Below are 7,723 nucleotides of genomic sequence, written 5' to 3'. Positions count from 1 at the left end.
CCGCCTTCGACCAGGCGCTGGCGGCGACGCTGGCGATTCTCGGCGGGGCCTTCCTGCTGACGCTGGTGTTCCAGGTGCTGTTCGGCCTGCGCCCGCTCAAGCGCATGCTGGGGGCACTGCACGAAGTGCGCACCGGCCGCGCCGACCGCATCGAGGGCGACTATCCCATCGAGATCGCCCCCTTGGCGGCGGAGGTCAACGCGCTGATCGACACGAATCGCGAGATTGTCGAGCGGGCCCGCACCCATGTCGGCAACCTCGCCCATGCGCTGAAGACGCCGATTTCCGTGCTGCAGAACGAGGCGGCGCGCGGCCACGGCGCGGAGGCCGGGCTCGCCGCCAAGGTGACCGAAACAGCGCAGATCATGAAGGACCAGGTGGCGCATCATCTGGAACGCGCTCGCATGGCCGCGCGCGCCTCCGTCGTCACCACGGTGGAGGAGGTCGAACCCATCGTCGCCCGCATCGCCGCGACGCTGGCCAAGGTCTACCGCGCCAAGGGCGTGGCGGTGGAGGCCGAGGTGGCGGACGGGCTGCGCTTTCGCGGCGAGCGGCAGGATCTGGAGGAGATCCTCGGCAATCTCGTCGACAATGGCTGCAAATGGGCGCGCACGCTGGTGGAGATCGCGGTGGCGGCCGTGCCCGGGGCGGCGGGCGAGCGGGACTATTTCGACATCACCATCGACGATGACGGCCCCGGCCTGACGCCGGAGCAGCAGACCGAGGCGCTCAAGCGCGGCAAGCGGCTGGACGAGACCCAGCCCGGTTCCGGGCTCGGCCTGTCCATCGTCGCGGAACTCGTCGGCCTCTATGGCGGTCGGCTCACGCTCGGCCGTTCGCCCTTCGGGGGGGCTGCGCTGCGTGGTGCGGCTGCCGGCGGCCTGACGGCGAAAGGGGTGACGGGGCCGCGCTTTCGCCCTATTCCTCTCATCCTTGGTGCGAGAGGCGCCGTGCCGAAGCTGGAGGATGTAATTTCATGCGCGCATACCAATTCGTCGCCGTGGGCCTTGTCGCCGGCGCCCTCGCGGGCTGCAGCACCGCGCAGGAAAACCCGAACACCGTGGGCGGCGCCGCCGTCGGCGCGGTGGCGGGCGGCATTATCGGCCAGGTGGTCGGCCACAATACCGCCAGCACGCTCGTCGGCGCGGCGGTGGGTGGCCTGATCGGCGGCTCGATCGGCAATGCGCTCGACCAGGCGGACCGGCAGCGGGCGCAGCAGGCGGAAATGCAGGCGCTGGAGTATGGCAATCCCGGCGCGCCGGTGAGCTGGCGCGGCGACAGCGGCGCCTATGGCACCATCGTCCCCGGCCCGAGCTATGCGCGCGGCGGCTCGCCCAAGTGCCGCGAGTTCACCCACACCATCTATATCAACGGCCAGCCGCAGACTGCGCGCGGCACTGCCTGCCGCAACCCGGACGGCACCTGGTCGCCCGTCTCGGGCTGATCCGCGCGGCGGGGTGACGCAGGCGGGGTCCTCGGGGGCTCGGGTCCTCGCGGCCAAAGCGGGCCCGCCGGGCCCGCGTGCTCGCGGCACTGTGAGCCTGCGGCGATCCGACTGAGGGTGTTACGGATTGGCGCCGGGCGTCGGGTCGGCTACCTCAGCGCATTAGAGGAACGCTAATGTTGCTGTGGATCGCCTTCTCGCTGATGACCGGCGCCGCCATTCTGGCGGTGCTGTGGCCGTTGCGCACCGGCGCGGCGGCGCCCGCCGCCAGCACGGCCGAGGCCGATCTCGCCGTCTATCGCGACCAGCTGGCGGAAATCGAGCGCGACCGCGCCGCCGGCCTCATCGCCCCCGCCGAGGGCGAGGCCGCCCGCACCGAGGTGGCACGGCGCATCCTGCGCGCGACCGCCGAGCGGGCGAGCGAGGGTGAGGCTTCGGGCGAAGGCCGCCGCCGGCGCGTCGTCGCCGTGGTGGCGCTGCTCGGCGTGCCGCTGCTGGCCGGCGGGCTGTATCTTTCCCTGGGCTCGCCGCTCTACCCGCCGCAGCCGCTGGCGCAGCGGCTGGAGGCGCAGCCCAACCCTTCCGACATCGCCATTCTCATCCGCAAGGTGGAGAGCCATCTCGAAGCCAACCCGAATGACGGGCGTGGCTATGAGGTGGTGGCGCCGATCTATGCCCGCATCGGCCGGCTCGACGATGCCGCCCGCGCCTGGGCCAACGCCATCCGGCTTCTCGGTCCCAGCGCCCAGCGCGAAACCGGCCTCGGCGAGGCGCTGACCGCGCAGGCCGGCGGGGTGGTGACCGCCGAGGCCAAGGCGGCGTTCGAGGCGGCGCTGGCCGCCGACCCGCAAGGCCCCAAGGCGCAGTATTTCCTCGGCCTCGCCGCCGAGCAGGACGGGCAGAAAGAGCAGGCGGCGGCGCGCTGGAGCGCGCTGGTTGCGCAGTCCCCGCCCGATGCGCCCTGGCTCGGCCTGCTGCGCGAGGCGCTGACCCGCATCGGCGCGCCGGTCCCGGCCGCCGCCGGCCCCGGCCCCGGTGCCGCCGATGTAGCGGCGGCGGAAAGCCTGACGCCGGAGCAGCGCGAGGCCATGGTGCGCGGCATGGTCGAGCGGCTGGAAGCCCGGCTGGCGCAGCAGGGCGACGATATCGAGGGCTGGCTGCGGCTGATGCGCGCCTGGACCGTGCTCGGCCAGCAGGACAAGGCGAAGACCGCCGCCGGCCAGGCCCGCACCCATTTCGCCAGCGACACGGCGGCGCTCGGCCGCATCGACGCGCTGGCGCGCGAACTCGGGCTGGAGAGCTGACGCCATGACCCGCAAGAAACGCCGCCTCCTCGTCATTTCCGGCGCCGCCGCCGTGCTCGCCTTGTCCGCCGGGCTGGTGCTGTTCGCGCTCAACGACACCATCGTGTTCTTCCGCACCCCGAGCGAGATCGCCGCTGAGGGCACCCAGCCCGGCACGCGGCTGCGGCTCGGCGGGCTGGTGAAGGAGGGCAGCGTGCAGCACACGGACGGTACGCATGTGCGCTTCGTCATCACCGACCATGGCGCGGATATGAGCGTCGCCTATGTCGGCCTGCTGCCCGATCTGTTCCGCGAGGGGCAGGGGGTGATCGCCGAGGGCGTCATCGCGCCCGATGGCAGCTTTGCCGCCGACAGCGTGCTGGCCAAGCATGACGAGACCTATATGCCGAAGGAAGTCGCCGACGCGCTGAAGAAGCAGGGCGTGTGGAAGGAAGGGGAGGCGACGCAGTGAGGGTTCTCCCGCCTCGCCTCCGGTCAGCGTCATCCCGGGCGCGGCGCAGCCGCGAACCGGGATCGGCTGCCGGTTCCCGTGCCATGATTGGCACGCGGTCCCGGATCGGCCTGGCGGCCGTCCGGGATGACAGCTTCATGGGCGAGGCGGCCGCCACGCATAAGGGCCGGCAGGGAAGGGCAAGCGCATGAACCCGGAAATCGGCCATTACGCGCTGGTGCTCTCGCTCGCCGTCGCCATCCTGATGACGGTGATCCCGATCTGGGGCGCGCGTACCGGCGATGCGGCGCTGATGCGCGTCGGTTCGACCCTCGCGCTGGTACTGGCCGGCTTTGTCGGACTGTCCTTCGCCACGCTTGTCGTGGCCTATGTGCAGTCCGATTTCTCGGTGCTCAACGTCGTCGAGAACTCTCACTCGGCCAAGCCGCTGCTCTACCGCATCACCGGCACATGGGGGAACCATGAGGGCTCGATGCTGCTCTGGGTGCTGGTGCTGGCGCTGTTCGCCGCTCTGGTGGCGCTGTTCGGCAGCAATCTGCCGGCGCGGCTGAAGGCCAATGTGCTGGGTGTGCAGGGCGCGGTGGCGGTGGCGTTCCTGCTGTTCATCCTGCTCACCTCCAACCCGTTCATAAGGGTGGTGCCGCCGCCGGCGGAAGGGCAGGACCTCAACCCGATCCTGCAGGATATCGGCCTCGCCATCCATCCGCCGCTGCTCTATCTCGGCTATGTCGGCTTCTCCATCACCTTCGCCTTCGCCGTCGCCGCGCTCATCGAGGGGCGGATCGACGCCGCCTGGGCGCGCTGGGTGCGGCCCTGGGCGCTGACCGCCTGGGCGTTCCTGACGCTGGGCATCGCCATGGGGTCCTACTGGGCCTATTACGAGCTCGGCTGGGGCGGCTGGTGGTTCTGGGACCCGGTGGAGAACGCCTCGCTGATGCCATGGTTCGCCGGCACGGCGCTGATCCATTCCGCCGTGGTGATGGAAAAGCGCGACGCGCTGAAAGTGTGGACGGTGCTGCTCGCCATCCTCGCCTTCTCGCTGTCGCTGCTCGGCACCTTCCTCGTGCGCTCGGGCGTGCTCACCTCGGTGCATGCCTTCGCCACCGATCCCTCACGCGGTGTGTTCATCCTCGCCATCCTCGTCTTCTTCATCGGCGGGTCGCTGGCGCTGTATGCGCTGCGGGCGCCGATGCTGCGGCAGGGCGGGCTGTTCGCCCCGGTGTCGCGCGAAGGCGCGCTGGTGCTGAACAATCTTCTGCTCACCGCCGCCGCCGCCGCCGTGCTGGTCGGGACGCTCTACCCGCTGGCGCTGGAAGCCTATAACGGCGCCAAGATCACGGTGGGTCCGCCCTATTTCAACCTGACCGTCGGCGCGCTGATGCTTCCCGTGGCCTTCGCCATGCCGTTCGGCCCGCTGCTGGCCTGGAAGCGGGGCGATCTCGCCGGCGCCGCCCAGCGACTGATGGCGGCGTTCGGCGCGGCCATCGTCATCGCCGCTCTGGCGGCCTATGCGCAGGGCGGCGGCCCGCTGCTGGCGCCCTTCGGCATGGGGCTCGCCGCCTTCGTGGTGATCGGCGCGGTGGCGGAAGTGACCGAGCGCGCCGGCTTCGGCCGGGTGCCGCGGGCGACCGCCTTCGCCCGGCTGCGCGGCCTGCCGCGTTCGGTATTCGGCGCGGCGCTGGCCCATGCCGGCGTCGGCGTCTGCCTGTTCGGCATCATCGCCGAAACGAGCTGGAACGCCGAGCGCATCACCGGGGTGAAGGTGGGCGGGCGGTTCGAGGTCGGCGGCTATGAGCTGACCCTCGACCGGCTGGAACCGCGCAACGGGCCGAACTACCGCGATCTCGTGGGCGTGTTCACCATCCGCCGTGGCGGGGTGGACATCGGCACCATCGAATCCTCGAAGCGACTGTTCACCGCCCGCAACATGCCGACGACGGAATCGGGCATCCGCACCTTCGGCTTCAGCCAGCTCTATGTCAGCCTCGGCGACGAGCTGCCCGGCGGCGGGGTGGGCGTGCGCGCCTATTGGAAGCCCTATGTGACGCTGATCTGGATCGGCTCCATCATCATGGCGCTGGGCGGCGCGCTCTCGCTCAGCGACCGGCGCCTGCGCGTCGGGGCGCCGAAGCCGGCGAAGAAGCCGAAGCCCAAGGCGGACGCCCCGTCGCCGGTGCCGGCGGAGTGAGGGCGATGCGAAAGGCCCTCGCCCTCACCCTGACCGCCCTGCTGCTGGCGGCGACGCCCGCCGCCGCCGTGCAGCCGGACGAGGTGCTGCCTGATCCGGCGCAGGAGGCGCGGGCGCGCGAGCTCTCCAAGGAGCTGCGCTGCATGGTGTGCCAGAACCAGTCGATCGACGATTCCGACGCGCCGCTGGCGCGCGACCTGCGCCTGCTGGTGCGCGAACGCATCGCCCAGGGCGAGAGCAACCAGCAGGTTCTCGACTATCTCGTCGCCCGCTATGGCGAGTTCGTGCTGCTGCGCCCGACCTGGCACGGGGCGAATGTGATCCTGTGGCTGGCGCCCTTCGCGGTGCTGGTGTTCGGCGGGCTCGGCCTCGTCGTCGCCTATCGCCGCCGCGCCGGTCAGGCAGGGGCGAGTGGCGCCCCGGCCGCGACGCCGCTTTCGGCGGAGGAAGAGGCGCGGCTGCGGGCCGCGCTGGCGGAAGCACCTGACGAAGCGGCACGCGACGTTACGAAAGTTTAACCCGCTCGCCAGACTGCGTTAAGGCGACGGTCTCTAGGTTCTCGTTCAACGCTCCCGGTGGGGAGAGTGATTTGTCGAACGAGGAACGACACATGTCGCGCACCGCGCCCAACACGACCCGCACCCCTGCCTCCACGCTGCGCAAGAGCCGTTCCCGGCTGCTCGCCGGCGTCTTCACCCTGGCTCTGGCCGGCGGCACCGTCGGCGCCTTCGTGCTGCCCGAGATCATCACCCCCGCCCAGGCCCAGCTGACCACCAACCAGCCCGCCGGCACCTTCTCCTTCGCCGACATCGTCGAGAAGGTTTCCCCCGCTGTCGTCAGCGTGAAGGTGAAGAAGGACGAGGACAAGCTCGCCGCCAATGACGAGGAAGGCATGGGCGGCCAGAACGTGCCGCCGCAGATCGAGCGCTTCATGCGCCGCTTCGGCTTCGGCCCCGGCGCTCCCGGCGGTCCGGACATGGGCCCGCGTCGCGGCCCCGGCCATCGCGCCGTAGTCGGCCAGGGTTCCGGCTTCTTCATCTCCGCCGACGGCTATGCCGTGACCAACAACCACGTGGTCGACGGCGCCTCCGAGGTCGACATCACCACCACCGACGGCAAGACCTACACCGCCAAGGTGATCGGCACCGATCCGCGCACCGACGTGGCGCTGCTCAAGGTGGACGGCAAGTCCGACTTCCCGTGGGTGAAGCTCGCCGGCAAGGCGCCGCGCGTCGGCGACTGGGTGGTCGCGGTCGGCAATCCGTTCGGCCTCGGTGGCACGGTCACGGCGGGCATCGTCTCGGCGCGCGGCCGCGATATCGGCTCGGGCCCGTATGACGATTTCATCCAGATCGACGCCCCGATCAACCGCGGCAATTCCGGCGGCCCGACCTTCGGCCTCGACGGCGAGGTGATCGGCGTCAACACCGCCATCGTCTCCCCCTCGGGCGGCAATGTCGGCATCGCCTTCGCCATTCCCTCCGAGACCGTCTCCGAAGTGGTCGAGGCGCTGAAGGAAGGCGGCCAGGTGGCGCGCGGCTATGTCGGCGTGCAGATCCAGCCGGTCAGCGATGAGGTCGCCGAGGCGCTGAACCTGAAGGAAGCCGAGGGTGCCCTCATCGCCCAGGTGCAGCCCGGCACGCCCGGCGAGAAGGCCGGTCTCAAGCCCGGCGACGTGGTGACGGGCATCGACGGCCAGACCGTGAAGGACTCCCGCGAAATGTCGCGCGAGATCGCCCGCAAGAAGCCGGGCGTGACCGTGAAGCTGAGCGTGCTGCGTGACGGCAAGTCCATGACCATCCCGGTCACGCTGGAGCAGCTGCCGACCGATGTCGCCTCGGCCGACAAGAGCAAGGCGGACCAGGGAGACCAGGAGGACGGCAAGGGCATTCCGCGCCTCGGTCTGTCCCTCGCCCCGGCCAAGGGTGTCGCCGGCGCCGGTGACATCGGCGTGGTCGTCACCGACGTGGACCCGAACGGCCCGGCGGCCGAGCGCGGCATCAAGGCGGGCGACGTCATTCTCGATGTCGGCGGCAAGCCGGTGATGACCCCCGCCGAGGTCCGCGACGGTCTCGCCACCGCCAAGAAGGACAACCGCAAGGCCGTGCTGATGCGCGTCAAGTCCGAGCAGGGCACGCGGTTCGTGGCCATCTCTCTGGGTGACCAGAAGGGCTGAGCCTAAAGGTTCCGGTTGCGGCTCGTTCCGTCGCCCCTTGGGCTGCGGCCGGTTCGGTGGCGCGGGGAGTCCGGGAGGATTCCCCGCGTCATTACTTTTCAGGGGCGCCCCGGCGGGATGCCACGATAGGCGCGAGGCGCGAAATGACGTACATGGAGAC

The 7,723-nt window shown here is 70.6% G+C and carries 7 protein-coding genes; all 7 read left to right on the top strand.

Features of this window, described 5'->3' with window-relative positions; all coding sequences use genetic code 11:
- A partial coding sequence (locus tag ACP2AH_RS10835; RefSeq protein ID WP_425105811.1) for an ATP-binding protein occupies positions 1–1,163 on the top strand: 1,163 nt, incomplete at its 5' end.
- Positions 1,061–1,444: a glycine zipper domain-containing protein gene (locus ACP2AH_RS10830; RefSeq protein ID WP_425105810.1), complete on the top strand. Its 384-nt coding sequence runs from the start codon at positions 1,061–1,063 to the stop codon at positions 1,442–1,444. The genes ACP2AH_RS10835 and ACP2AH_RS10830, both read left to right, overlap by 103 nt.
- Positions 1,445–1,620: 176 nt before the next feature.
- Complete coding sequence (ccmI, locus tag ACP2AH_RS10825) at positions 1,621–2,748, top strand: c-type cytochrome biogenesis protein CcmI (protein WP_425105808.1); 1,128 nt, start codon at positions 1,621–1,623, stop codon at positions 2,746–2,748.
- 4 nt (positions 2,749–2,752) lie between these two features.
- Positions 2,753–3,199, top strand: a complete 447-nt coding sequence (ccmE, locus tag ACP2AH_RS10820; RefSeq protein ID WP_425105806.1) for a cytochrome c maturation protein CcmE — start codon at positions 2,753–2,755, stop codon at positions 3,197–3,199.
- Positions 3,200–3,386: 187 nt separating this feature from the next.
- The gene (locus ACP2AH_RS10815; protein ID WP_425105805.1) at positions 3,387–5,387 is read left to right on the top strand and encodes a heme lyase CcmF/NrfE family subunit; all 2,001 of its coding nucleotides are present in this window, start codon (positions 3,387–3,389) and stop codon (positions 5,385–5,387) included.
- Positions 5,388–5,392: 5 nt separating this feature from the next.
- On the top strand, positions 5,393–5,905 hold the full coding sequence (locus ACP2AH_RS10810; protein WP_425105804.1) for a cytochrome c-type biogenesis protein: 513 nt from the start codon (positions 5,393–5,395) through the stop codon (positions 5,903–5,905).
- 92 nt (positions 5,906–5,997) lie between these two features.
- Positions 5,998–7,563, top strand: coding sequence for a Do family serine endopeptidase (locus ACP2AH_RS10805; RefSeq protein ID WP_425105803.1), 1,566 nt, complete (start codon positions 5,998–6,000; stop codon positions 7,561–7,563).
- Positions 7,564–7,723 lie beyond the last annotated feature (160 nt).

The sequence above is a fragment of the Ancylobacter sp. genome, assembly GCF_965249975.1.
Lineage (GTDB): Bacteria > Pseudomonadota > Alphaproteobacteria > Rhizobiales > Xanthobacteraceae > Ancylobacter.
This window is presented reverse-complemented; position numbering and strand designations above follow the sequence as displayed.